General features: G+C 71.3%; 21 protein-coding genes. 5 read left to right on the top strand and 16 right to left on the bottom strand.

Going from position 1 to position 23,462, the window contains the following annotated elements:
• Positions 1-17: 17 nt before the first annotated feature.
• The gene (locus ACZ6Z4_RS34885) at positions 18-959 is read right to left on the bottom strand and encodes an NAD(P)/FAD-dependent oxidoreductase (protein ID WP_465574956.1); all 942 of its coding nucleotides are present in this window, start codon (positions 957-959) and stop codon (positions 18-20) included.
• Between the two features lie 79 nt (positions 960-1,038).
• On the opposite strand from ACZ6Z4_RS34885, the gene ACZ6Z4_RS34880 reads away from it, so the two are divergent.
• Both ACZ6Z4_RS34880 and ACZ6Z4_RS34875 read left to right on the top strand, forming a co-directional pair.
• Positions 1,039-1,617, top strand: a complete 579-nt coding sequence (locus tag ACZ6Z4_RS34880) for an XRE family transcriptional regulator (protein ID WP_465574953.1) — start codon at positions 1,039-1,041, stop codon at positions 1,615-1,617.
• A 39-nt stretch (positions 1,618-1,656) separates the two neighbouring features.
• A complete protein-coding gene (locus tag ACZ6Z4_RS34875) occupies positions 1,657-2,628 on the top strand; it encodes an asparaginase (RefSeq protein ID WP_465574951.1) in 972 nt (323 codons plus the stop codon).
• Here ACZ6Z4_RS34875 and ACZ6Z4_RS34870 read toward each other — a convergent pair.
• From ACZ6Z4_RS34870 to ACZ6Z4_RS34840, 7 genes are read right to left on the bottom strand one after another with little or no spacing between them, the layout of a single operon-like run.
• On the bottom strand, positions 2,600-3,802 hold the full coding sequence (locus ACZ6Z4_RS34870) for an RNA polymerase sigma factor (protein WP_465574946.1): 1,203 nt from the start codon (positions 3,800-3,802) through the stop codon (positions 2,600-2,602). The genes ACZ6Z4_RS34875 and ACZ6Z4_RS34870 overlap by 29 nt on opposite strands.
• An 18-nt stretch (positions 3,803-3,820) precedes the next feature.
• A complete protein-coding gene (locus ACZ6Z4_RS34865; protein WP_465574940.1) occupies positions 3,821-5,125 on the bottom strand; it encodes an NAD(P)/FAD-dependent oxidoreductase in 1,305 nt (434 codons plus the stop codon).
• 54 nt (positions 5,126-5,179) lie between these two features.
• The gene (gene ftsY / locus ACZ6Z4_RS34860) at positions 5,180-6,328 is read right to left on the bottom strand and encodes a signal recognition particle-docking protein FtsY (protein WP_465575413.1); all 1,149 of its coding nucleotides are present in this window, start codon (positions 6,326-6,328) and stop codon (positions 5,180-5,182) included.
• 46 nt (positions 6,329-6,374) lie between these two features.
• The gene (gene cydC / locus ACZ6Z4_RS34855) at positions 6,375-7,979 is read right to left on the bottom strand and encodes a thiol reductant ABC exporter subunit CydC (protein WP_465574935.1); all 1,605 of its coding nucleotides are present in this window, start codon (positions 7,977-7,979) and stop codon (positions 6,375-6,377) included.
• Positions 7,976-9,592 carry a thiol reductant ABC exporter subunit CydD gene (cydD, locus tag ACZ6Z4_RS34850; protein ID WP_465574929.1) on the bottom strand — a complete coding sequence of 539 codons (1,617 nt, stop codon included), beginning with the start codon at positions 9,590-9,592 and terminating at the stop codon, positions 7,976-7,978. The genes cydC and cydD overlap by 4 nt, the downstream gene beginning before the upstream one ends.
• Positions 9,592-10,578: a cytochrome d ubiquinol oxidase subunit II gene (gene cydB / locus ACZ6Z4_RS34845; RefSeq protein ID WP_465575410.1), complete on the bottom strand. Its 987-nt coding sequence runs from the start codon at positions 10,576-10,578 to the stop codon at positions 9,592-9,594. Before cydB ends, cydD begins: the two co-directional genes overlap by 1 nt.
• A 10-nt stretch (positions 10,579-10,588) precedes the next feature.
• Complete coding sequence (locus tag ACZ6Z4_RS34840; RefSeq protein ID WP_465574925.1) at positions 10,589-12,010, bottom strand: cytochrome ubiquinol oxidase subunit I; 1,422 nt, start codon at positions 12,008-12,010, stop codon at positions 10,589-10,591.
• Between the two features lie 114 nt (positions 12,011-12,124).
• Here ACZ6Z4_RS34840 and ACZ6Z4_RS34835 point away from each other — a divergent pair, with 114 nt between their 5' ends.
• Both ACZ6Z4_RS34835 and ACZ6Z4_RS34830 read left to right on the top strand, forming a co-directional pair.
• Positions 12,125-12,511 (top strand): BlaI/MecI/CopY family transcriptional regulator, encoded by a 387-nt coding sequence (locus ACZ6Z4_RS34835; RefSeq protein WP_465574920.1) that lies wholly within the window; start codon positions 12,125-12,127, stop codon positions 12,509-12,511.
• Complete coding sequence (locus ACZ6Z4_RS34830; protein ID WP_465574916.1) at positions 12,508-13,413, top strand: M56 family metallopeptidase; 906 nt, start codon at positions 12,508-12,510, stop codon at positions 13,411-13,413. Before ACZ6Z4_RS34835 ends, ACZ6Z4_RS34830 begins: the two co-directional genes overlap by 4 nt.
• A gap of 176 nt (positions 13,414-13,589) precedes the next feature.
• Here ACZ6Z4_RS34830 and ACZ6Z4_RS34825 read toward each other — a convergent pair whose 3' ends face one another.
• The 4 genes from ACZ6Z4_RS34825 to ACZ6Z4_RS34810 all read right to left on the bottom strand — a co-directional run bounded on the left by ACZ6Z4_RS34825 (position 13,590) and on the right by ACZ6Z4_RS34810 (position 16,609).
• Positions 13,590-14,681 carry a threonine aldolase family protein gene (locus tag ACZ6Z4_RS34825; protein ID WP_465574911.1) on the bottom strand — a complete coding sequence of 364 codons (1,092 nt, stop codon included), beginning with the start codon at positions 14,679-14,681 and terminating at the stop codon, positions 13,590-13,592.
• Positions 14,682-14,714: 33 nt separating this feature from the next.
• The gene (locus tag ACZ6Z4_RS34820) at positions 14,715-15,437 is read right to left on the bottom strand and encodes an anti-sigma factor family protein (RefSeq protein ID WP_465574908.1); all 723 of its coding nucleotides are present in this window, start codon (positions 15,435-15,437) and stop codon (positions 14,715-14,717) included.
• Positions 15,434-15,958, bottom strand: coding sequence for a sigma-70 family RNA polymerase sigma factor (locus ACZ6Z4_RS34815; protein WP_363676349.1), 525 nt, complete (start codon positions 15,956-15,958; stop codon positions 15,434-15,436). The genes ACZ6Z4_RS34820 and ACZ6Z4_RS34815 overlap by 4 nt, the downstream gene beginning before the upstream one ends.
• 120 nt (positions 15,959-16,078) lie before the next feature.
• The gene (locus ACZ6Z4_RS34810; protein WP_465574903.1) at positions 16,079-16,609 is read right to left on the bottom strand and encodes a hypothetical protein; all 531 of its coding nucleotides are present in this window, start codon (positions 16,607-16,609) and stop codon (positions 16,079-16,081) included.
• 86 nt (positions 16,610-16,695) lie between these two features.
• Between ACZ6Z4_RS34810 and ACZ6Z4_RS34805 the strand changes: the two genes are divergently transcribed.
• The gene (locus tag ACZ6Z4_RS34805; RefSeq protein ID WP_465574899.1) at positions 16,696-17,019 is read left to right on the top strand and encodes a nuclear transport factor 2 family protein; all 324 of its coding nucleotides are present in this window, start codon (positions 16,696-16,698) and stop codon (positions 17,017-17,019) included.
• Here the strand turns inward: ACZ6Z4_RS34805 and ACZ6Z4_RS34800 are convergent.
• From ACZ6Z4_RS34800 to smc, 4 genes are all read right to left on the bottom strand, one after another.
• The gene (locus tag ACZ6Z4_RS34800; protein ID WP_465574894.1) at positions 17,009-17,983 is read right to left on the bottom strand and encodes a zinc-dependent alcohol dehydrogenase family protein; all 975 of its coding nucleotides are present in this window, start codon (positions 17,981-17,983) and stop codon (positions 17,009-17,011) included. The genes ACZ6Z4_RS34805 and ACZ6Z4_RS34800 overlap by 11 nt on opposite strands.
• A complete protein-coding gene (locus tag ACZ6Z4_RS34795) occupies positions 17,980-19,017 on the bottom strand; it encodes a zinc-binding dehydrogenase (RefSeq protein WP_465574887.1) in 1,038 nt (345 codons plus the stop codon). Before ACZ6Z4_RS34795 ends, ACZ6Z4_RS34800 begins: the two co-directional genes overlap by 4 nt.
• A gap of 46 nt (positions 19,018-19,063) precedes the next feature.
• The gene (locus tag ACZ6Z4_RS34790) at positions 19,064-19,639 is read right to left on the bottom strand and encodes a TetR/AcrR family transcriptional regulator (RefSeq protein ID WP_465574884.1); all 576 of its coding nucleotides are present in this window, start codon (positions 19,637-19,639) and stop codon (positions 19,064-19,066) included.
• Between the two features lie 66 nt (positions 19,640-19,705).
• Positions 19,706-23,257 (bottom strand): chromosome segregation protein SMC, encoded by a 3,552-nt coding sequence (smc, locus tag ACZ6Z4_RS34785; RefSeq protein WP_465574881.1) that lies wholly within the window; start codon positions 23,255-23,257, stop codon positions 19,706-19,708.
• Between the last annotated feature and the right edge of the window lie 205 nt (positions 23,258-23,462).

The following is a 23,462-nucleotide window of genomic DNA, read 5'->3' as shown; positions in this document are numbered from 1 at the left end:
CGCCTCTATTCAACTCCTCAACTACTGCGTGCGGCCACAGCCAACCGGGTGTCTTCTCCGACCAGATCGCCGTTGATCGCAGCACCGGCCGAGAATCCAGCAGCCGCCGAGGTGACCACCTGGCTCATCGGGTCGGTCACGTTGCCCGCTACCCAGACGCCGGGGACGCTGGTCGTCCCACCCGGCCCGGCCTCGACAGCGGTCCCGATCGAGATCCCGCGAAACTCCCGCTCGACCGCCTTGAGGCCCAGCTCGTCCAGGAAGTCAGCACGCGCCCGCAGGTAGCTCTGCACGGCCAGCGCCTGTCGCGGGATCACCCTGCCGCCCTCCAGCCGTACGCCGGTCACCTGGTCGTCGCTGACCTCCACCTGCTCCACAACGCCTTGCACCACAGAGATCCCGCGCGCGGCGAGCTCCTCCCACTCCTGCTCGGTCGGCTGCGGCCCGGTGTGAAGGAACAGCGTCACGTCGTCGCTCAGCTGGCGGAACATCATCGTCTGGTGGATCGCCGCCGGCCCAGTCGCCAGTACGCCGATCGCCTGGTCCCGCACCTCCCAGCCGTGGCAGAACGGGCAGTGCAGTACATCCCGCCCAAACCGCTCCGCCAGCCCCGGTACGCCGGGCAGCTGGTCGGTCAGCCCGGTCGTCACCAGCAGGCGCCGCGACTCGTACGCCCGGCCGTCGGCCGTCTCGACCACGAAACCGCCGGCCGCGGAACGCGCCGACACGACCGTGCCGTCGACCACCTCACCGCCGTACCCGGTCACCTCCTGGCGGCCGAGCGCGGTCAGCTCCAGCGGCGGGATCCCGTCGCGCGTCAGGAAGTTGTGCACCCCGTCGGCGGGGGCGTTGCGCGGCTCGCCCTGGTCGATCACCAGGACCGACCGGCGGGACCGGACCAGGGGCAGCGCCCCGCTCAGCCCGGCCACCCCGCCGCCGATCACGATCACGTCGTACATCTGCGTCTCCTTCGCTAGGTCTGTCCCCAGAATCGGCAGAGTTCTCGAAAATGACAAAGATCTTTGCCAAGATGGCAAGGTGAACGACTTCGACGACGTGCTCGAGGCGGTCGGTCCGCGGTTGCGCCGGCTGCGTCAGGAGCGCGGGACCACGCTGACCGACCTCGCGACCTCCACCGGCATCTCGATCAGCACGCTCTCCCGGCTGGAGTCGGGCCAGCGGCGCCCGACGCTGGAGCTGCTGCTGCCGCTGGCCCGGGCGCACCAGGTCCAGCTGGACGAGCTGGTCGACGCTCCTCCGACCGGTGACCCACGGATCCACGCCCGGCCGATCAAGCGGCACCACGGCGCGATCGTGATCCCGCTGAGCCGGCGGCCGGGTGGCCTGCAGGCCTTCAAGCAGATCGCCCCGGCCGGCTGGCCCGGTGGCGAGGTGAAGCAGCAGACCCACGAGGGCTACGACTGGGTGTACGTGCTGTCCGGCGAGCTGCGGCTGGTGCTGGACGACCAGGACTTCGTCCTGAAGGAGGGCGAGGTCGCCGAGTTCGACACCCGGATCCCGCACTGGTTCGGCAATCCCGGTCCGCGGCCGGTGGAGATGCTGTGTCTGTTCGGTCCGCAGGGAGAGCGACTGCACGTACGCGCCAAGTCACAGTAGGCTGCCGTCGGCCCGGCAGTAGGACGAGAGGAAACACCTGTGAGCGTCGCGCTCTTCACCCTCGGCGGCACGATTTCCGTGGCCGGCGGCTCGAACCGGTTGACCGGTGCCGAGCTGACGGCGGCAGTGCCGGGGCTGGCCGAGCTGAGTGCACCCCTGGAGGTGCAGGACGTCGAGTCGGTGCCGAGCGGAAACCTCACGCTGGCGACGATGCTGGACGTCGTCGACGCAGCCTCCAAGGCCGTCAGCGCCGGTGCTTCCGGTGTGGTCGTCACCCAGGGCACGGACACGCTGGAGGAGACCGCGTTCGTGGTCGACCAGGTGTGGCCGCACCCGCACCCGTTCGTGCTGACCGGCGCGATGCGCAACCCGACGCTGGCCGGTCCTGATGGCCCGGCGAACCTGCTGGCCGCCGCACGCGTCGCCTGCTCCCCCGCTGCTCGAGACCTGGGCGCTCTGGTGGTGTTCAACGACCAGATCCACGCCGCCCGCTGGGTCCGCAAGACGCACAGCACCAGTACGGCGACTTTCGCGTCGCCCAACGCCGGTCCGATCGGCCACCTGGTCGAGGACCAGGTGCGCATCCTGGCCAAGCCCGCGCGGCAGGACGGCGTACCGGGTCGGCCGGAGGCTGCTGACCTCGACGCTGCGCGGGTGGCGCTCTACACCGTCACGCTGGACGACGACGGGCTGCTGCTGGAGGGGCTGGCCGACACGCACCAGGGTCTGGTCGTTGCCGGCTACGGCGTCGGCCACGTGCCGTCAGCGCTCGCTCCGGTGCTCGGTGCGCTGGCTGAGCGGATGCCCGTCGTACTGACGTCGCGGACCGGTGGTGGCTCGGTGCTGCGCAGCACCTACAAGGCCGTGGGCTCCGAGTCGGACCTTCTCAACAGGGGCCTCATCGACGGCGGCTTCCTCGACCCCTACAAGGCGCGGGTGCTGCTGAAGTTGCTGCTGGCAACAGGTGAGGGCCCGGACGAGATCACTGCGGCTTTCGCGCAGCACCACTGACCGCGGCGGCCTTCAGCGTCAGGTAGTCCCGTTCCGGCAAGCTCGTCGTACGCCGGGCCGCTGCGCGGAAGTGCTCCGCAGCGGCCTCGCTGTCACCCCGCATCTCCTGCAGATGCCCCCGTACGGCGTCCAGCCGGTAGTGCCCGGCCAGCGGCTCGTCCAGCGGCTCCAGCACGGCCAGACCCGCGTCCGGCCCGTCGACCATGGCCACTGCGATTGCCCGGTTGAGGGTCACCATCGGGTTGCCGGACAGCTGCTCCAGCAGGTCGTACAGGCCGAGTACCTGTGGCCAGTCGGTGTCCTCCGGCTTGTCCACCTCGTCGTGCAGCGCAGCGATCGCCGCCTGCAGCTGGTACTCCCCCAGCGGCGGCCGACTGAACGCGTCGACCGCCAGCGCGACCCCCTCGGCGATCAGCTCGCGGTCCCACCGCGAGCGGTCCTGCTCGGCCAGCGGGATCAGCTCGCCGGACGGCCCGGTCCGCGCGTCCCGCCGGGCATCGGTCAGCAGCATCAGCGCGAGCAGACCGGTGACCTGGCCGTTCTCCGGCAGCAGCGCGTGCACCATGCGGGTCAGCCGGATCGCCTCCGCCGCCAGGTCGCTGCGGTGCAGCTCCGGACCGCTGCTGGACGTGTAGCCCTCGTTGAAGATCAGGTAGAGCACGTGCAGCACGTTGCGCAGCCGTTCGTCGTCCTGCGCCAGCTCGAACGACGCGCCCTTGAGCTTCTGCTTGGCCCGGCTGATCCGCTGCGCCATCGTCGACTCGGGCACCAGGTAGGCCTGCGCGATCTCGGTGGTGGTGAGCCCGCCGACAGCACGCAGCGTCAGCGCGATCGCCGACGCGGCGGTGAGGTCCGGGTGGCAGCACATGAACAGCAGCCGCAGCGTGTCGTCGCTGTCCTCCACCTCCTCAGCCGGTACGTCGCGCTGCGCGGCCAGCTCCTCGCGCTTGCGCCGCGCCTGCTCCTGCCGGATCTCGTCGATGACCTTCCGGTGCGCGGTCTGGATCAGCCACGCCCGCGGGTTGTCCGGTACGCCGTCACGCGGCCAGGTGCGCGCAGCGGCGAGCAGCGCCTCCTGCACCGCGTCCTCGGCCGCGGCGAAGTCACCAGTACGCCGTACGACGGCACCGACCACCCGGGGCGTCAGCTCGCGCAGCAGGTACTCCAGCTCCATGCTGCAGGAACCTACCGCCTACGGGTGCCGCCGAACGCGCTCCGGGCTCGCTGTCTCCAGCGGTACGTCGACGGCCGGGATGAGGCCCAGGTGTGTGCTCTGACGGGACAGCGTCGCGTCGAACAGCCACTCGGTCGCCGTACGGATCCTGTTGCCCGGCATCGAGAGCAGGTGGTAGCCGCGGGTCACCGCCTTGGCCGGCAGCCCGCCGAGCGGGATCTGCAGCGGGTTGGCCGCCGCGTCGATCCCACCGAGGTCCACCACGAAGCCCAGGTCCTTGTGCACGTAAGGCTTGCGCTCGCCGGTCCCGAACGAGGCGGCGACGTTGTGCGCGGCCCGTCGGCCCTGGCGCTCGGCATGCTGGGCAGTCATCGGCGTCACCTCGCCGGGCCGGGTCAGGTCCGGTACGGCGGCCGCGTCACCGCAGGCGAACACGTCCGGGTGTCCCGGCACGTTCAGGTACTCGTCGACGACCAGCCGGCCCTTCTCGGTCTTCAAACCGAGCCCCTCGACCACCGGGTCCGGCCGAACGCCCACGCACCAGACCAGCGACATGGTGGCGATCTCGGTCTGGTCGGTCAGCCGGACGCAGTCCTGCTTGACCTCCTCGACCGACAGGCCCATCCGGACCTCGACACCACGCTTGCGCAGCACCTTGTCGGCCGTGCGGGACAGGCGCTTGTCCAGCTCGGGCAGCACCCGGTCAGCGATGTCCAGCAGCATCCAGCGCATCCGCTGGTCCCGCAGCCGCGGCCGGTGCTTCTTGAGCAGCTCGGTGAACAGCACGCCGTGCGCAGCGACCTCTGTCCCGGTGTAGCCGGCTCCGACCACGATGAACGTGCAGAGCGCGTCCCGCTCGTCCTGGTCGTCGGTGGCGTCGGCCAGCTCGATCTGCTGGATCATGTGGTCGCGCAGGAACACCGCCTCCGGGATGCCCCGGAAGCCGTGCGCGTGCTCGGCGACACCGGGGATCGGCAGCAGCTTGTTCACGCTGCCGGCGGCGATCACCAGCCGGTCGTACTGCACCGAGCCGGCCTGGCCGGCCGGGTCCTCGTACGACACCGTCCGGCTGTCCAGGTCGAGCCCGTCCACCTCGCCCAGCACCAGCTGGACGTCCGGCAGCGCCTCGGCCAGCGACACCGTCAGCCGGCGCGGCTCCAGGATGCCGGTGGCCACCTCCGGCAGCAGCGGCACGTACAGGAAGTAGTCGGTCGGGTTGACCAGCACGATGTCGGCCCGGCCCTTGCTGACCCGGCACAACGTCTTGGCCGCGTGGAACCCGGCGAACCCGGCGCCCACGATGACGATCCTCGGTCGGCTCATGTTTCTTGATACCAGATCGGCGCCGGTTCAAACGGGCCGAGCGAGAACCGGTACTCAGTCGAGCAGCGCGTCCACGAACTGCTCGGGGTCGAACGGCGCCAGGTCGTCGGCGCCCTCGCCGAGCCCGACCAGCTTCACCGGTACGCCGAGCTCACGCTGCACCGCGATCACGATGCCGCCCTTGGCGGTCCCGTCCAGCTTGGTCAGCACCAGGCCGGTCACGTTGATCACCTCGGCGAACACCCGGGCCTGGGTCAGCCCGTTCTGCCCGGTGGTGGCGTCGATGACGAGCAGCACCTCGTCCACCTCGGCGGTCTTCTCGATCACCCGGCGGACCTTGCCGAGCTCGTCCATCAGACCGGTCTTGGTGTGCAGCCGCCCGGCGGTGTCGATCAGCACCACGTCGGCCTGCTGCTCGATGCCCTGCTTGACCGCGTCGAACGCGATGCTGGCCGGGTCGCCGCCCTCCGGGCCGCGCACGGTCCGGGCGCCGACCCGCTCGCCCCAGGTCTGCAGCTGGTCGGCCGCGGCCGCGCGGAACGTGTCGGCCGCGCCGAGCAGCACCTTCTTGTCCTCGGCGATCAGGACCCGGGCCAGCCGGCCGACGGTGGTGGTCTTGCCGGTCCCGTTGACGCCGACCATCAGCATCACCGCGGGCTGGTCGTCGTCCCGGTCCACCTTCAGCGACCGGTCCAGCGACGGGTCGACCAGCGTGATCAGCTCCTCGCGGAGGATCGCGCGGGCCTGCTCACCGCCGACGCCCTCGACCCGGACCCGGGTGCGCAGGCGCTCGACCAGCTCCTGGGTCGGGGTGACACCGACGTCGGCCGTGATCAGCGTGGTCTCGATGTCCTCCCACGTCTCGTCGTCGAGCTTGTCGCGGGACAGCAGCGCGAGCAGGCCCTTGCCGAGCGAGCCCTGCGAGCGGGCCAGCCGGGAGCGCAGCCGGACCAAGCGGCCCTGCGCGGACTCCGGCTTCTCCAGCGTCGGCAGCTCGGTGTCCTCGAGCGTGCGGGTGGGGGTGTCGCGCGGCTCCTCGGCGTCCTCGCCGACGGTCGGCTCCGCCGTCTCGATCGGCGCGGTCGGAGTGGCCGGCGGCAGCTCACGGGTCCGGCGCCGGGCAACGACCAGCCCGGCGGTTCCGGCCGCGACCAGGACCACGACCACCGCGACGATGACGATCAGGGCGGCGTCGGCGAGCATCGGGACAAGCTGAGGAGTCAACACGGTTCCCCATCTTGGCAGATGCTCAAGCCAGAACCACGATCGGTCGCGTTGGGTGAGGCGCCAGCTCCGGGCGGTGGGTAAGTAGTACGACGGTACGGCGGCCCGCCGCGCGGTACAGGTCGGTCAGCAGGCTCCGGGCGGTCTCCTCGTCCAGGTGCTCGGTCGGCTCGTCCAGGACCAGTACGTCGTGGTCGGCCAGCAGCAGCCGGGCGAGCGCGAGCCGCTGCCGCTCTCCGCCGGACAACCGGGCGCCGTGCTCCCCCACCATCGTGTCGAGCCCCTTCGGCAGGTCGTGCACGAAGTCACCGAGCCGGGCTCGGTAGAGCGCGTTCCACAGCTGCAAGTCGCTCGCACCGGGCTTAGCGAGCAGCAGGTTCTCCCGGATGCTCGTGTCGAACACGTAGCTCTCCTGCGTCAGCAACCCGACCTTCGTCCGCACCTGGTCGCTGTCCAGCCCCCGTACGTCGGAACCGCCCAGCAGAACCTCACCGCCGCGCGGCTCCAAGAAGCGGAGCAGCACCAAGGCCAGCGTGCTCTTGCCGGACCCGCTCGGACCGGTGATCACCACCCGGCTCCCCGCGGGCAGGTCCAGATCCAGATCGCGCAGCACGTCGTCCGGCCCGTAGCCGGCCCGCAGCCCCCGGACCTGCAGCCCAGACCCCACCGGCATCGGCAGCGACTCGACGGGCTCAGCCACCGGCACCGGCGTACCCAGCAGGTCCTCGACCCGCTGCAGCGCAGCGCGCACCCGGATCGCCAGCTGCGCAGCGAGCGGCACCCCGCCCAGCACGTCAGCCAGCGCCAGCGGCGTCAGCACCAGCACCGCGTAGACCGGCCCCGACTCACCAGTCCCGAGCACCAGCCCAGCGATGCTCGCCGCCCCGACGCACAGCACCAGCAGCGCGCCGCCGAGCCCAGTGCTCCACGCAGACCGCTGCTGCGCCGCCGCCAGCCGCCGGTCCGCCGTTTCGAACGACGCCAGCACCTGCTCGACCGCCCCGAACGCCAGTACGTCGCCCGCGGTCTGCAGGTTCTCGGTCGCAGCCGCCGCGACCTCACCGCGATGCCCAGCCATCATCCGCTCGGCCCGCGCAGCACTGGCCGCCGTCAGCCACGGCACCACCGTGCACGCGACCAGCACCGCCACAGCCACCGCAGCACCCGCCACCGGCAGCAGCAACACCAGCAGCCCAACAGTCGCCGTCGCCGTCACCACCGCGACCACTAAAGGCAGCAGCACCCGCAACCACAGGTCGAGCACCGCATCGATGTCCAGCACCAGCCGCGCCAGCAGGTCCCCGCTGCGGGTCGACGCCAGCCCGACAGGCGCCAGCAGCTCCAGCCGCTCGGTGATCCGCGCCCTGGTGTCGCCCAGCACCCGGTACGCCGCGTCGTGGCCGGCCAGCCGTTCGACGTACCGGAAGACACCGCGGCCGACGCCGAAGGCCCGCACCGCCACGATCGCCACCAGCAGCGTGAGCACCGGCGGCTCAGCAGAGGCCTTGGTGATCAGCCACGCCGACGTGGCCAAAAGCCCGACCGCCATCCCGGACCCGAGCACCCCGGCCAGGACAGCCAGCAGCAGCCGTAGCCTCACTCCACGCTCCGGCATCACCAGCAGGCTCATACCGGCACCAGCTCCCTCGTCACCGACACCACTCGATCAGCCGCCTCCATCAACGCAGGCCGGTGCGCGACCAGCAGTACCGTCCGCCCGGTCGACCGCAGCCCAGCAACCACAGCAGCCTCGGCCATTGGGTCCAGCCCAGCCGTCGGCTCGTCCAGCAGCAGCACCGGCGCATCGGTCACCAGCGCCCGAGCCAGCGCCACCCGCCGCCGCTGCCCACCCGACAGCAACTGCCCCTGCTCTCCCACCGGCGTTTCCAGCTCCAGCTCAGCAGCCCCTGCCGTGTCCAACGCCGCTCGCACCTCAGCATCGGTCGCCGAGGGCCTGCCCAACCGCACGTTCTCCGCGATGCTCCCGACCCGCAGCCCCGGCCGCTGCGGCACCCACCCGAACTGCTGCCGCCACAAGCCCATGTCGAACTCGTCCATCGCGCTCCCACCCGCCACGATCACCCCGGACTCCGGGACGACGAACCCGAGGATCGCCGCCAGCACGGTCGACTTCCCCGCACCGCTCGGCCCGGTCAGCGCGACCACCTCCCCCGGCCACAGGTCCAGGTCGAAGCTCCGCAGCGCCGACCGGTCGGCGTACCCGACGGTCACGTCGTGCAGGTGCAGCCCGGTCGTCCGCAGGTCCGGTACGTCGGTCCGGTCGCCCGCCAGCGGCAGCGGCGTCTCCAGCACCCGGAACACCTCTTCGCTCGCCGCCACCCCGTCCGCACTCGCGTGGAACTGCGCACCGACCTGCCGCAACGGCAGGTAGGCCTCCGGCGCCAGGATCAGCACCAGCAGCGCCGTCTCCAGCCCGAGCTTCCCGTCCACCAGCCGCAGCCCGACCCCGACGGCGACCAGCGCGACCGAGATGCTCGCCAGCAGTTCCAGCACGAACGACGACAGGAACGCCAGCCGCAGGCTCGCCATCGACGCGACCCGGTGCTCCTCGGTCACCCGGCGTACGGACTCGGCCTGGCCCTTGGCGCGGCCGAACAGCTTCAGCGTCGCGAGCCCGGAGATCACGTCGGAGAAATGATGAGCCAGTACGGCGTGCGCCCGCTGCCGCCGCCGGCTGTACGCCTGCGTGGCCCAGCCGACCAGCGCCATGAACACCGGGATCAGCGGCAGCGTCACCACCACCGTCGCGGCGGCGACCAGGTCACCCGTGGCCATCCAGCCGATGACTCCAGCGGGCACAGTCGCAGCCAGCACCAGCTGCGGCAGGTACCGGGCGAAGTACGGGTCGAGGTCGTCCAGCCCTTTGGTCAGCAGCGTCGTCAGCCGGCTGCTGCGCTCGCCACTGAGCCAGACCGGTCCCAGCTTCAGGGAGTGCTCCAGCACCTGTCGCCGCAGCGTCGACTTCACCGCAGCCGCCGCCCGCTGGGCAACGACCTCCTGCAACCAGGTCAACGCCGCCCGGCCGGCGACAACCGCCGCCAGCAACCAGGCCACCTCACCGACACCAGAGCCGTGCAGCACGACACCGGAGATCCCGCGGGCGAGCAGCACCGCCTGCACGATGACCAGCGCCCCCGTGGCGACACCGATCAGCACCGACCCGACCAGGAACAGCCGGGCCGCCTCGGCCCGGCGCAGCAACCGCGGATCGAGGGGCTTCATCAGACGCCGACGATCACGCGCTTGCGGAACACCCAGTACGTCCAGCCCTGGTAGAGCATCACCAGCGGCGTGAAGATCGCCGCGACGACGGTCAGGATCTTCAAGGTGTACGGCGTGGAGGCGGCCGCCGCGGTGGTCAGCGTCGAGCCGGGGTCGAGCGTCGACGGCAGCACCGCGGGGAACATGGCGACAAAAAGAGACGTCACCGTCAGCGCGATCGCCAGCGCGGTCCCGGCGAACGCCCAGCCCTCCCGGCGCAACCTGTTCGCGACCAGCCCACCGACGAGCGCCAGCGCAGCCAGTACGGCGATCAGCACCGACCAGCGGTCGCCGCGGAGCTGCTGGGCCCAGGCCAGGAACCCGACGGCGAGCACAGCCGCCACCAGCCCGGTCCACCCGGCCAGCCGGTTCGCCCGCTCGCGCAGCTCGTCCGTCGTACGGAGTGCCAGGAAGATCGCGCCGTGGGCCACGAAGACGGCCGTGAAGGTCAGACCGCCCAGCACCGCGAACGGGCTCAACAGGTCACCGAACCCACCGACGAACTCGTACGACGCGTCCAGCGGGATGCCGCGAACCAGGTTCGCGAAGGCGATCCCCCACAGCAGTGCCGGAGCCAGCGACCCGATCACGATCAGCGTGTCCATCCGTGACCGCCACGGCAGGTCGTCGCGCTTGCCGCGGTACTCCAGCGCGACCCCGCGCAGGATCAGCGCCACCAGGATCCCGAACAGCGGCAGGTAGAACGCGCTGAACAGCGTCGCGTACCACTCCGGGAAGGCCGCGAACGTCATCGCGCCGGCCGTCACCAGCCAGACCTCGTTGCCGTCCCAGACCGGCCCGATCGTGGTCACCACCGCCCGCCGCTCGGGCTCGTCGCGGCCGAGCACCCGGAGCAGCGCGCCGACGCCGAAGTCGAAGCCCTCGAGCACGAAGTAACCGATCCACAGGAACGCGATCACCATGAACCAGACCGTCGTCAGTTCCATCGTCATCCCCTCAGTACGCGAAGGACAGGGGCTTGGCCTCGGCCGAGCCGTCGTCGGAGTCGGGCCCGTCGGGATCCTCAGGCGCCGGAGAACCGGCCAGCCCCGCCCGGATCGACTTGAACATCAGCTTCACCTCGACCACCGCCAGTACGCCGTACAGGAGCGTGAAGCCGATCAGGCTGGTCAGCACCTCCGCGGTCGTCGTCCCCGGTGACACTCCCGCCGACGTCGGCAGCAGCCCGAACACCAGCCACGGCTGCCGCCCGGTCTCGGTGAACACCCAGCCGAAGACGTTCGCGAACAGCGGCAGCAGCGGGAGCGGCAGCGCCATCCAGATCAGCAGCCGGTGCGGCTCGCGGCCCTTCCGGGTCATCCACAGCAGCAGCGCGGCCAGCGCGACCGAGGTCATCCCGACCCCGATCATCAGCCGGAAGGTCCAGTAGGTCAGCGGGACGTTCGGGTTGTACGAGCCGGGGCCGTAGAGCTTCTCGTAGGCCTCCTGCAGGTTGTTGATGCCCTGCACCTCGCCGTCGAAGGTCCCGGTGGCCAGGAAGGACAGCAGGTACGGCACCTTGACCGAGAAGATCTCCTTCGAGCCGTCCAGCGTCCCCACCGTGAAGACCGAGAACGCGGCGGGCTTCTCGGACTGGTAGAGCGCCTCGGCCGCCGCCATCTTCATCGGCTGCACCTCGGTCATCACCTTGCCCTGCTGGTCGCCGCTCAGCGCCACGCCGGCCCCGGCGGCGATCACGATCACCGCGCCCAGCCTCATCGCGGTCCGGAACGCCGCGGTGTCGACGCCCGGCCGGCGGACCAGGTGCCAGATCGCGACCCCGGCGACGAACGCGCCGCCGACCATGAACGCGGCGAAGATCGTGTGCGGGAAGGTGACCAGGACGACCTTGTTGGTCAGCACCGACCAGAAGTCGGTCAGCTCGGCGCGGCCGCGCTCGGCGTTGTAGCGAAAGCCGACCGGGTTCTGCATCCAGGAGTTGGCCGCCAGGATGAAGTACGCCGACAGCTGCGTGCCGAGCGCGACCATCCAGATGCAGGCCAGGTGCACCTTCTTCGGCAGCCGGTCCCAGCCGAAGATCCAGAGCCCGATGAACGTCGACTCCAGGAAGAACGCGAGCAGCCCCTCCAGCGCCAGCGGGGCGCCGAACACGTCGCCGACGAAGCGCGAGTAGTCGCTCCAGTTCATCCCGAACTGGAACTCCTGGACCAGCCCGGTGACCACACCCATCGCGATGTTGATCAGGAAGAGCTTGCCGTAGAACTTGGTCAGCCGCAGGTACTTGTCCTTGCCGGTGCGCACCCAGGCGGTCTGCAGGCCGGCCGTGATCGCGACCAGCGAGATCGTCACCGGCACGAAGAAGAAGTGGTACACGGTGGTGACCGCGAACTGCCAGCGGGCCAGGTCGAGCGTGTCCATCGGGGCCCCTCCCGAAGATCTACGACGTTACGTAGTAGATGCTAGCGCAGATCTACGACGGGATGTAGTAGATGCCGCCGACGATCTACTACAACCTGTAGTTATACTGGTCACGTGACCACCGACCCGAAGGCTCCGCGACCGCTCGGCGAGCTCGAGCGGGTGGTGATGGAGCAGCTCTGGGCGGCCGAGGGCGCGCTCACCGTGCGGGAGGTGCACGAGCGGCTCTCGCTCACCCGCGACCTGGCCTACACCACCGTGATGACGGTGCTGGACCGGCTGGCCAAGAAGAAGCTGACCGAGCGCGAGCGCGACGGCAAGGCCTGGCGCTACAAGGCCTCCGCGCCGCGCGCCGACCTGGCCGTCGACCTGATGCGGGACGCGCTCGACCAGGCCGGCGACCGCCGGGAGGCGCTGGTCCGGTTCGTCGGCCAGGTCTCCGACGAGGAGGCCGCGCTGCTGCGCGAGGCCCTGAGCAAGCTCGAGGCGCGAGAGGGGTGATCACCCCGATCCTGCTCGCGGCACTGGCTCTGGTGCTGACCGGGCCGGCCCCGGCGTTGCTGGCTCGCTCCAGCTGGCCGTACCGGATCCCGCGCGCGGCAGTAGCGCTCTGGCAGGCGCTGGCGATCGCCGCCGTACTGGCTGCGCTCGGCGCCGGCATCTCCCTGTCCTACTCGACAGCCGGCGAGCCCGGCGAGCCGCGCTTCGACCCGTCGTCCCCACGCGATCTGGCCGCGGCCGCAGTGCTCGCGCTGACCGCCCTGGTCGCCATCAGACTCCTGTACGCCGCCGGCCGCGTCGCCGTCGGCACGCGCGCCCGCCGCAAGCGCCACCGCGACCTGGTCGACGTACTGGCCACACCGGACGGCCTGATCCCCGGGCTGCGAGTGTTGGCCGAAGAGACGCCGCTCGCCTACTGCCTGCCCGCGATGCGCGGCTCCCGTGTCGTGGTGTCGGTGGGCGCGCTCGACCGGCTCGACGAGAGCGAGCTGCGCGCCGTACTGGCGCACGAGCAGGCGCACCTGCGCGCCCGGCACGACCTGGTGCTGGAGGCGTTCACGGCGCTGCACATGGCGTTCCCGCGCTGGGTCCGCAGCGACGTGGCGCTGGAGCAGGCGCGCACGCTCGTCGAGCTGCTCGCCGACGACGACGCCCGCCGCCGCAACGGCCCGCTCCCGCTGGCCCGCGCACTGGTCGCGCTGGCCGGCTCCCCGGCACCCGCCGCGGGCATGGCGATGGCCAAGTCCGCGACGGTGCTGAGAGTCCAGCGTCTGGCCGACCCCGAACCGCGCTTCCCCCTGCTGTCGGCGGCCACCTACGCGACGGCGGTCGCACTGCTCGTGCTGCCCACCGTCACCGTCGCCGCTCCCGTGCTGAAGGCGCTGGCCGAAGCCGTCCGCTGACGCCTTTTGTTGCTCGAAGCAACTACTTACCCGAAGTGCTTACCCTCACCTCGCGCCACCGCCAGCAGCACGAGCCCCGAAAGAACCAGCAGAACAATCATGGTGAAAACGAACGTCAGCACTGACCTACAACTCTCCCCGCCTGGAATGCGAACAACCTCACTGGTGATACGCACCTAGTCTTCCAGAAGTTCCCCGAAAGCCTTGGCCACCTCGTCGACCGGCCACGCCAACGTGTCCGGAGTCACCACCAGCTCGACCCACGACCAGCCCGGGACGTCGGCCGGCTGCCAGGTCCAGGTCAGCGACTCGCGCGTCGCCTCCATCCGGCGCACGGCGGCCCGCTCCATCTTGTCGGCCGGGCGCGGCGCGTAGACGCGGAACGAGTTCGTGTGCGGCGGCTCGGGGAAGACCCGGTAGCCGGTGGCCTGCAGCGCGACGGCCAGCTCGACCGCACGGTCGTGCAGGTCACCCATCAGCGGCAGCACCGAGCGCAGGCCCTCGCGCGCGGCCACGGCGTACGGGAAGAGGGTGTAGGGGTTCGCGCCGAGCCGGCGCTGCCAGCGGCGGACCTCCGCGATGACGTCGACCGGCCCGGCGACCGATGCCCCGGCCAGGCCGCCCAGGCCCTTGTAGAACGAGACGTAGACGGTGGTGGCCAGCTCGGCGATCTCGGCCAGGCTGTGACCGAGGTACGGCGTGCTCTCCCACAGCCGCGCACCGTCCAGGTGCAGCGGTACGCCGCGCGCCGTACAGGCCTCGGCGAAGATCACCAGCTCGTCCCAGGTCGGCAGCACGTACCCGGCGTCGCGCAGCGGCAGCTCCAGCGTCACCGCCGCCAGCGCACCCGGTACGGCGGCCAGCTCGTCCGGCCGCGGCTGCCGCGGCTCGGAACACAGCCGCTCGATCCGGAGGTGGTGCACCTCCTCCAGCGCGTTCAGCTCGTGCACCAGCAGGTGTGACAGCCCGTGGACGGCGACCCGCTGCGTACCGGCCCGGTCTGCGAAGACCCGGAGCACGCTCTGCTGCGCGGCGATCCCGGTCGGCATGAAGACGGCCGCCGGCTTGCCCAGCAGCTCGGCGACCTCCGCCTCCAGCAGCGCGACCTCACCGCCACCGCCGTAGCTGTCGCGCTGCTCGTCGGTGGCCACGTCGGCGAGCCGGCGGAGCGTGTCCGCCGCCGACGGCCGCCGCCCGGTGAGCCAGCGGGTGGACTCGGCCGCGGCGGCCTTACGGCGTACCTTCAGGTCTTCGGAGGAGTCAGCCACGCGTCCATCCTCTCCCTTGCGGCAACCGGGTTTTCAGACCTGGGTGGTGACGAGGTGCTCCCCTGCGACCGTCCGGATCTCCACCGAACGCACCTGCTCGACCGGGACCAGCACACCGCCGCTGAACCGGCTCCCCTCCTGGGCAGCCTTCTCCGACACCGTCCAGCTCCCCGCCGTCCACGTCCGGCCGGAGGTGTCGGTGACGAGCATCTCGCACTCGGCGCCGGCCTTCAGACCGGTCAGCTTGACCACGACCCAGCTCCAGCCGGTCCGCGGCTCCACTGTCGTGGCCATCGTCGTACCGGTCGCGGCGTCGGTCGTGCTGACCTGCTTGGACCCGGCCGGGGTGTCCTCGGCGACCACCTGGTCGACCGACTGCCGGCCGATCGCCACACCGCCGCCGAGCGCACCGGCGACGACCACCGCGGCAGCTGCCGCCAGCAGCCACGGCCTGGCCCTTCGCCGCGAGGCGGTCTCGACCTGCTGCGCCGGGAGCGCCTCAACAGAAGTCGTCCGGGCAGCCCGCAGCGTCCGCTGCAGCAGCAGGTCCCCGTCGGCCGGCGGCCCGTCCAGGAACGCCTCCGGCGGAACCTCGCCGAGGAACTCCTTCATCTCCTCGAACTCGGCCAGCTCGTCGCGGCACTCGGCGCAACCGGCCAGGTGCTGCTCGACCTCACGGGCCTCGTCCGGCTCCAGCGAACCCAGCGCGTACGCGCCGAGCTGGGAGCGGTCGTGCCCGCCTTCGCTCGTACTCATCGGGCCACCTCCGCTCCGGTTCCGCCCAGCACGCTCCGCAGCGCTCGGAGGGCGTAATACGATCTCGACTTCACGGTACCGGGCGGGACGCCCAGCTCCTTGGCTGCCTCGGTCACGGTCCGGCCGCGGTAGTACAGCTCGACCAGGACCTCGCGGTGCTCCGGCGTGACCTGCTCCAGCGCCTCCAGGACGACCATGCTGTTCACGACCGACTCGGAGTGGTCGCCCTGCACCGGCGGCAGGTCCTCCACCTCGGCGACCTCGGCCGGCCGGACGGCGCGCGCCCGGGCCCGGTCGGTGACGATGTTGCGGGCCACGGTCAGCAGCCAGCCGCGCACCGAGCCCTTGCCCGACACCAGGTCGTCGGAGTGCTTCCAGGCCCGCAGCAGGGTCTCCTGGACGACGTCCTCGGCGGCGGCCCGGTCGCCGGTCAGCCGGGTGGCGTACGCGAGCAGGCTGCGGCCGTGCTCGGCGTACAGGGCGCGGATCAGCTCCTCGCCACTGCGGTCCGGCTCGCCCACCGCGGTCCTCCCGGCCTCGATGCTCGCGGTCGTTCGTACGATAGGCGATGCCGCCCGCCGGACGGGCGCAGGGCCCGCCGGCGGGCCCTGCAGCGCGTGTCCGATGGACATGACCGCGGCTCAGTAGCCGCTGTTGCCGGAGTCGCTGCCCCCGGCCGGAGTGGTGATCTTCTTGCCGTCGGCACCGACCACCCACCACTTGCCGAGCACGCCCTGGCCCTTGCCGTCGCCTGCCTGGGTGTCGGGGGCGTACTGGTACAGCGGCAGACCGGCCAGCGTGACCTGCTTGCTGCCGTCGGTCCGGGTCACCGTGCCGACCAGCGAGGCGTCGATACCGTCCAGCTGCGGCGCGGCCGTCCCGGCCTTCACCGGCGGCCAGAGCGCGGCACACTCGCCGTCACAGTTCGACTTCGACGGTGACGCGGTGTCGTTGTCGAACACGTACAGGGTGCGCTGGTTGCCGTCGACAACGACCTTGCCGAAGTTCGCGACGTCCGCCGTCGCCAGCTTCGGGGCGGAGCCGGCGTCCGGCGTACTGGCGGTGCTCTGGCTCTGCGGGGCGGCAGCCGGGGTGTCGTCACCGCCACCACAGGCGGTCAGGGCCGCCAGGCCGAGTACGGCGGTGGCGGCGGCAAAGGCGAAACGCTTCATGGGTCCTGCTCCTCGGAATGGGTGTTTGTCAACACCCTCCACACGGACAGATCCCCGGACCGGTTCAGCGGGGTTATCGTCACGTCATGAGCAACGACATCCCTGCCGCGGTCCAGCGCGCCCTGGACGCCATCGACCAGCTCGACGCCGACGCCTTCGTCGCCGCCTTCCACGCCGACGGTTACGTCGACGACTGGGGCCGCAAGTTCCAGGGCCAGGACCGGATCCGGTCCTGGAGCGACGCCGAGTTCATCGGCAAGAACGTGACCTTCGCCGCGACGTCGGTCGCCACCGCCGGCAACCCGGTCACCCTGCTGACCCAGGTCGGCGGCGACGGTTTCAACGGCCCGTCCCACTTCACCTTCGACGTCCAGGGCGACCGGCTCGCCTCGATGACGATCACGGCCTGAACAGGATCTTCCCGGTCCGGCCGGCTTCGCGGGCGTGCTCGAGCGCCTTGCGGAAGTCGGCCACCTGGTACGTCGCCGCCACCTCCGCGCCGAGCACTCCGGAGGCGACCAGCGCCGCGAGCTCGGTGTAGGTCTTGTCGAGCTCGGCCTTCGGCGCGGTGCTCAGCCAGTTGACGATCCACAGGCCGCGCAGCGACAGCTGGCGGTAGATGTAGTCGCCGAGCCCGACCACCGGCGGCTGGCCGGTGACGCTCGAGTAGCTGACCACCGTGCCGCCGAACTCGACGGCCTGAGCGAGCGCGCCGATGGTGTCGTCGCCGGTGCCGTCCAGCGCGAGCTTCAGCTCGGCGCCGTCCAGGCGGTGCTTGATCCGCCCGGCCAGGTCCTCGCCGTCGACGACCACCAGATCGGCGCCGAGCTCGCGGAGCTTGGCCGCCGCCTCCTCACGCCGTACGACGCTCACGGTCTTCAGCCCGAGGTGCTTGGCGAGCCCGATCACGTACTGCCCGACGGCCGAGTTGCCGAGGTTCTGCCCGACCCAGTCGCCCGGCTTCAGCTCGACGAACTCCGTCAGCAGCTTGTACGCCGTCAGCGGGTTCACCCCGACCATCGCGAGCTGCAGCGCGTCGCCCTCGTCCGGGATGACGACCAGGTTCGCGGCCTCGACCACGACCTCGTCGGCCCACGTGCCCTGCTGGTAGTTCGGGACGATCAGCACCCGCTTGCCCGCCAGCTCCGGGTCGTCGGCCCGGACGACGCGACCGACCCCCTCGGTACCGAGCGCGAACGGAACCTGCGCCTGGTAGCCGTACATCCCGGCGGCGATCATGAACTCGACCGGGTTGACCGCGGCCGCCTCGATCCGGACCAGCGCCTCCCCGGCGCCGACCGCCAGGTCCGGCGCCTCGACCAGCTCGATGTTCGTGTCGATGTCGCCGATCGCGTTCAGAATCAACTGGCTCACAGCTGTGCTCCTTCGGTGATGACGACCATCCGGAACCGGGCCTCGCCGGACAGCATCCGCGCGTACGCCGTACCGGCCTGCTCGAGCGGAACCGTCTCGACCAGCGGCCGGACGTCGTGCGCGAGGGCGAACGCGAGGTTCTCCTCGTTCTGGCTGGGGCTGCCGGTGAGCGAGCCCTGGATGGTCTGGTCGTTGAAGATCAGCGACATCCCGACCTCGACCGGGTCGCTGGTGACACCGACGACGACCAGGCGGCCGTGCAGCGCGAGCCCGCCGAGCAGCGCGGTGATCGCGGCGCCGCTGGTCCCGGTCGCGATGACGACGTCGGCGCCGCCGAGCTCCTGCAGCGCCTGGGCCGGGTCGACGGCCGTGCTGTCGACGTACTCGTCGGCACCGAGCTTCAGCGCCAGGTCGCGCTTGGACTCGCCGCGGGCGATCGCGACGACGCGGTAGCCGAGCTTGGCGGCGTACTGGACGGCCAGGTGGCCGAGACCGCCGATGCCCTGGACGGCGACCAGCGCGTCGGCCCGGGCGGCGCCCTTGCGCAGGCCGTTGAACACGGTGATCCCCGCGCACAGCAGCGGCGCGGCCTCGGCGGCCGAGATGCCCTCCGGTACGGCGACCAGGCCGCTGGCCCGGACGGTCATGAACTCGGCGTACCCGCCGTCCACGCTGACACCGGCGATCGGCTGGTCGGTGCAGAAGACGAAGTCGCCGCGGCGGCAGTTCGCGCAGACCAGGCACGGGCCGGCGTGGAAGCCGACACCGACCCGGTCGCCGATCGCGCGGCCGGTGACGCCCTCGCCGAGTGCGTCGATCCGGCCGACGACCTCGTGACCGGGGACGACCGGCGTACCGGGTGGCAGCGCGCCGAGCAGGTTGTGCACGCCGGCCTCGTCGCTGTGGCAGATCCCGCACGCCTCGACGGCGATCCGGACCTGCCCGGGCGGCGGCGCGGTGAAGGGTTTGTCGACCAGGGTGAAGACCCCGTCGAGCGCCTCGACGGCGCGATAGGCTCCAAGACGGTCGGTCATCTTGCGCTCCTCGAGAGAAGCCCCTCGGTCCGAGGGGCTGGAAAGATTACGGCTTCAGCAGGCTGTCGAAGGTGAGCGCGAAGAACACGTCGAAGGCCGCCTGCGACTTGTCGGCGCGGGCCTGGATGAGCGTCCCCTCCCAGGCCGACAGCAGGTAGCGGGCGACCTGGTCGGGCCGCAGATCGGCGCGGATCTCGCCGGCCTCCTGCCCTTCCGCGATCGCCTTGGCGAGCAGGTCGCTCCAGCACCCGAGGCCGTGGTTGACGGCGGCCCGGATCGGGTCGCTGTGGTCGACGATCTCGGTCCCGAAGTTGCCGAGCAGGCAGCCGCGGGCGATCCCGAACTGGACGATCTCGTCACGCAGGAACTCGAAGTGCTTGCGGATCCGCTGCACCGGAGGCACCGCCGGGTCGGACAGATCGGTCAGCCGCCGCTGCTCGCCGTACCGCTCGAGGGCGACGATCGCCAGCGCTTCCTTGCTCGCGAAGTGGTTGTAGAACGACCCCTTCGGAACCCCGGCCCGATCCGTGATGTCCTTGACCGCCGCCGCGTTGAACCCCTTCTCGTGAAACTGGGCCAGCGCCGCGTCGACGATCTCCTCCCGCATACTCCTGCGTGCCATGCCACCAATATGACCGGTCGTCTCATGGAAGTCAAGAACTCAATCAACCAGCGCTGACCGGCGGCGCTACGCCGGTTCGGTCTCCCGGATGCGCTGGGAGATGACCGCCGAGACGCCGTCGCCGCGCATCGTCACGCCGTACAGGGCGTCGGCGACCTCCATCGTGCGCTTCTGGTGGGTGATCACCAGGAGCTGGCTGTTCTCGCGCAGCTCCTCGTAGATCTCCAGCAGGCGGCCCAGGTTGGTGTCGTCGAGCGCGGCCTCGACCTCGTCGAGGATGTAGAACGGCGACGGGCGGGCCTTGAACAGCGCGACCAGGAACGCGACCGCGACGAGCGAGCGCTCACCACCGGACAGCAGCGACAGGCGCTTGACCTTCTTGCCCGGCGGGCGGGCCTCGACGTCGATGCCGGTGGCGAGCATGTCGCTCGGGTCGGTCAGGACCAGGCGGCCCTCACCGCCGGGGAACAGCCGGCTGAAGACGTGCTCGAAGGCGACCTCGACGTCGCGGTAGGCCTCGGTGAAGACCTGCTCGACCCGCTCGTCGACCTCCTTGACGATGTCCATCAGGTCCCGGCGGGACTTCTTCAGGTCGTCGAGCTGCTCGGCGAGGAAGCGGTGCCGCTCCTCCATCGCCTCGAACTCCTCGAGGGCGAGCGGGTTGATCCGGCCGAGCTGGCCGAGCGCGCGCTCGGCGGACTTGAGCCGCTTCTCCACCTTGGTCCGGTTGAAGGGCTCCCCCGGCCGCTCGACGTCCGGGTCCTCGCCCTCCTTCGGCGGCAGCGGCGGGACCAGCTGGTCCGGCCCGTACTCCGCGACGAGCTGCTCGACCTCGGTGCCCAGCTCGCCGAGCGCCTTCTCGTACAGCTGCTCGAGCTTCATCTTCTGCTGGGCCCGGGCGAGCTGGTCGCGGTGCACGGTGTTGGTCAGCTGCTCCAGGTCGGAGCTCAGGTTGCGCGTGGAGGAGCGAGCCTGAGCCAGCCCCTTCTCCCGGTCGGCGCGCTGCGCCTGGATCGCCGAGCGCTCGGTCGCCGCGAGCTGCAGCGAGCTCTCCAGGCGAGCCAGCACGTGCCCGGCGGCCAGGTGCACGGCCTGCGCCGCCTCCGACTGCCGCGCCCGCCGCGACGCCCGAGCGATCGCCCGGGCCCGCGCCTCGCGCTCCTGCCGGGCCGCGCGCTCCAGCGAGTCGGCTCGGCCGGACAGCGCCCGCGCCCGCTCCTCGGTGGTGCGCAGCGCCAGCCGCGCCTCCATCTCGGCCGCGCGGCCGGCCTTGGCCGCCTCGCTGAGCCGGTCGCGCTCGGTCGGGTCCGGCTCGTCGCCGCCGTCCTCGTCGAACATCTCCGCGTCGCTGAGCCGCTGCTCGAGGTCGGCGAGACCGGACAGGTTCCGGTCGCGCTCCTCCTCGGCCGCGGCGATCGCCTCGGCCATCCGCTGCGCCTCGCCGCGCGACGCCTTGGCCATCGACCCGAACTGGGCCAGCTGCTCGGCCACGGCCGCCATCGCCGCGTCCGACTCGTGCAGCCGGGCCAGCGTGATCTCGACGTGCTCCTTCTGCGCGCTGCGCTCCTGCTCCAGCGCGGCCAGCTCGAACCGCAGCCGCTCGCTGCGCGCCGTCGCCTCGGTGAGCTTCTCGGCGGCCTCGTCGACCGCGGACTGCACCTCGATCAGGCTCGGCGCGGCGTCGGACCCGCCGTACGCGAAGTGCGCACCCAGTACGTCGCCCTGCCGGGTGGTCGCGGTGACGTCGGGCAGGTGCTGGACCAGGGACTGCGCAGCGGCCACGTCGTCGACGACCGCGACCTTGCGCAGCAGCCGGCGCAGCGCCGGGCGCAACTGCTCGGGGCAGTCCACGACCTCCACCGCGTACGTCGCGCCGTACGGCAGCTGCGGCCAGGACGACTGGTCCTCCGCGGGAGCGTCGCCGAGCAGCATCCCGGCGCGGCCGAGGTCGTGCTCCTTCAGGTGCCCGACGGCTTCGACGGCGGCGGCGGTGTGCGTCACGGCGACCGCGTCGGCGGCCTCGCCGAGGGCAGCCGCGATCGCGGTCTCGTACCCCGTACGGACGCTCAGCAGCGCGGCGACCGAACCCATCAGCCCGGTCACCTGCTCGGAGGCGGCCAGCAGGGCGCCGGCGCCGTCCTTGCGGTTCAGGCCGATCTCGAGGGCTTCCTTGCGGGCGGCCAGACCGGTCCGCTCCCGCTCGGCGTCGCGCTCCTCGGCGCGGACCTTGGTGAGCCGCTCGTCCATCTCGTCGAGGACGCTCTGCGCGGCCTCGAACTGGTCGTCGAGGCCCTTCTCACCGGCGTCCAGCCCGGCGACCTGGGTCTCCAGGGCGGTGAAGTCGTGCTGCGCCTTCGCGGCGCGCTGCTCGGCCTCGCGCTGGTTCGCGGCCAGCCGGCCGATCTCGGACTCGGCGGCCGACGCACGGCTCTTCAGCGCGTTCACCTGGCCGGTCAGCCGGGCCAGGCCCTCGCGGCGGTCGGCGGACGCCCGGATCAGCGCGGCGATCCGGCGCTCCTCCTCGGCGTGCTCGGCCTCCAGCTGCTGGCGGCGTTCGATCGACTCGGCGAGCACCTCGGAGTGCGCCTCGACCTCGGCCTCGATCTGGGCCTCGGTCTCGCGGACCCGGGCCGCCTCCAGCTCCAGCTCCTCGGGGTCGCGGCCGGCCCGCGGCTCGTCGGCCTCGTCGTTCAGCGACCGGATCCGGTCGGCGGCGATCCGGGCGGTGCCCTTGATCCGCTCCCCGAAGCCGGACAGCGAGTACCAGGTGTCCTGGGCGGCCTGCAGCGCCGGCGCGTCCTCGCGCAGCGCCTCCTCGAGGTCGGCCTCGGTCTCGCGGGCCTCGCGCAGCGCCTCCTCGATCTCGGCCCGGCGCTGGGTCATCGCGGCCTCGTCCTTGAGCTCGGCCTCGAGCGCGGACTGGGCCTGGACGATGTCGTCGGCGAGCAGCCGGGAGCGGCCGTCGCGGACCTCGGCCTGGATCGTCACCGCGCGCCGGGCCACCTCGGCCTGCCGGCCGAGCGGCTTGAGCTGGCGGCGGATCTCGGTGATCAGGTCGCCGAGGCGGTGCACGTTGCCCTCGGTCGACTCCAGCTTCCGCAGCGCCTTCTCCTTGCGCTTGCGGTGCTTCAGGACGCCGGCCGCCTCCTCGACGAAGCCGCGGCGGCCCTCGGGGGTGGCGCGCAGGATCGAGTCGAGCTGGCCCTGGCCGACGATGACGTGCATCTCGCGGCCGATACCGGAGTCGCTGAGCAGTTCCTGGACGTCGAGCAGCCGGCAGTTCTGGCCGTTGATCTGGTAGTCGGAACCGCCGTTGCGGAACATCGTCCGGGAGATCGTCACCTCGGCGAACTCGATCGGCAGCGCGCCGTCGGTGTTGTCGATGGTGAGCACCACCTCGGCCCGGCCCAGCGGGCTGCGGCCGGAGGTGCCGGCGAAGATGACGTCCTCCATCTTGCCGCCGCGCAGCGACTTCGCGCCCTGCTCGCCCATCACCCAGGCCAGCGCGTCCACGACGTTGGACTTGCCGGAGCCGTTCGGGCCGACGATGCAGGTGATCCCTGGTTCGAAGTTCATCGTCGTCGCCGAGGCGAACGACTTGAAGCCCCGGAGCGTCATGCTCTTCAGGTACAAAGCCTTGCTCCCAACCCGTGAAAGGACAGCCGGTATCCGTTGGAACCGTCGTAACTGCCGGTGACGCTGCGGCTACCCGGGGGAAGGTGTTCCAGGCCCGAGTCTACGTCGGCCGGCCGCGCGCTCGGTGCAGGCGCTCGGTCCGGCGCGGAAAACGCAAAAAGTACGGCGGAGGCCCGGACGTGGGCCG

The sequence above is a fragment of the Kribbella sp. NPDC104740 genome, from assembly GCF_055583505.1.
This window is presented reverse-complemented; position numbering and strand designations above follow the sequence as displayed.